Raw genomic sequence first — 1632 nt, 5'->3', positions numbered from 1 at the left:
GCAGGACTAAAGGTAACTGGTGAAATTGTCGTTACAGGCGAAATAGGTTTTGAGCATAATGTTATTGTAAATACCCTAACAAAAGAATTTACTATTATTGACCAATTAAAAAATGGTTTTGTAAATAAGAATGAAGTATTATTGAAACCTCAGATTAAGTTTGATGCGAAAATCAATTTAAAATATCGACGGGACTTTGAATTTTATAAATTTCAAGAAAAAATCGATGCAAAACTTGACGTAAAATTAAAAAGTTCTGTTGCGCTTAAAATAAGGTTTGGCTATAATGATGGTAGTAACGTAAAAAATGATAATTCTGGTTTATATTTTATCCCAACATTTTATTTCTCAGGTATTCAAGGGGAATATAAAGGTGAAATTAGCTATCAAAGTGATATTTTGGGTGATACATATGAAAATGACACAGGAAAAAAACCTATACCATTTACTATTTTAGAGCCTTTTGAAATAGATATGATGAAGATTGTCCTATTTAATCATAATAACAAATAAAATTAAATTTTATGAAAATTTTATATTTAACTATTCTAACTATAATATTAAACATAAGTTGTAAAAAAAAAGAAATTGTTATGCAAAATGAAAATATTAACTCCGAAAATATAGTCAAAGAGATTAATAAAAATATAGAAAATTACAAAGAACAACCTATCTATGTTATGACTTGTGAAAGTAATAATTGTAATTATGAGTTATTTATTGATGATATTATTTGTCATAAGGTTTTTAACAAAAGCTCTGTATCATCAGCTGTTGAGTTAAATCCTTTCTTGTTTGAATCAAAAAAAATCATTATTAAATATAAATTATATCCTGTAAAAGGAGAAGAGTATTTGGCAGATAATAGTTATCTGGAATTAGCACTTGAATCGTATGATGCAATAAAAACTAATGAAGAAAAAAAATATTATAGTCATATTACACCATCCAGCCAAATTAAAGTTTCAGATAAATATTCAGAAGATAATTTTGTTTGCAGTGGAAAAAAGAACTTTCAAGAAGAGTTCAGTATAGATTTAAAACTGCCATATAAGCATAAACCAGTTTTTAGTAACGGTAGAGATTTAAGCAAAATAAACCCAGATGAATTAAAAACTAAATTAATTAAATCATATCAAAAAGTATGGGATACATATAACAATAAAGATTTAGATGGAATTGCAAGATTGATGTATAATTCTTTAAATGATTTGTCAATTAATAGTTATAGAAATATAGACCAAATAGATAAGAGTTGGAAAAACATTATTTCATTAGTAAAAAATGACACTTTTGAAATGCAACCCCTCAAAGATTATAAGTTAGAGTTTTTTGCAAATGGTAAATTAGTAGCTTTAATGAGTACAAATCCTGATTATAGAAACAGAGGGAATACTGCATTATGGGCTAAAGTTAATCAAGAAGGTTTAAGACCTTTCTTTATAAATCGTTATTTCTACATTCCAGAGGGCGAAACAGAGTTTAAAGTGTATTAAAAATTATCGCCTTTGAAAACCTGCGCCTATTTTGCAGATAAGACTTACCCTAGTTTGCAAATGCTCGTGTATCCTGACCTAGTTTGGATAGCGAACTTGCAATATAATTTTAAGGAAAAAGGCGATTACTTTTTTC

Annotated in this window: 1 protein-coding gene and 1 pseudogene; both read left to right on the top strand. The window is 26.8% G+C overall.

Annotated elements, in window-relative coordinates; translation table 11 throughout:
- Positions 1–513 (top strand): annotated as a pseudogene (locus B0A78_RS14075) (hypothetical protein); the annotation flags it as partial.
- 11 nt (positions 514–524) lie between these two features.
- The gene (locus B0A78_RS14070; RefSeq protein WP_014166016.1) at positions 525–1496 is read left to right on the top strand and encodes a hypothetical protein; all 972 of its coding nucleotides are present in this window, start codon (positions 525–527) and stop codon (positions 1494–1496) included.
- The last annotated feature ends 136 nt before the right edge of the window (positions 1497–1632 follow it).

The organism is Flavobacterium columnare NBRC 100251 = ATCC 23463 (genome assembly GCF_002530675.1).
Classification (GTDB): Bacteria; Bacteroidota; Bacteroidia; order Flavobacteriales; family Flavobacteriaceae; genus Flavobacterium; species Flavobacterium columnare.
Note: the sequence above shows the minus strand (reverse complement) of the source record. Positions and strands in the feature narration are given on the sequence as shown.

Bases quoted from the DNA above. Each gene is read 5' to 3' on its own strand.
- B0A78_RS14070 (WP_014166016.1), top strand. From the start codon at position 525: ATGAAAATTTTATATTTAACTATTCTAACTATAATATTAAACATAAGT.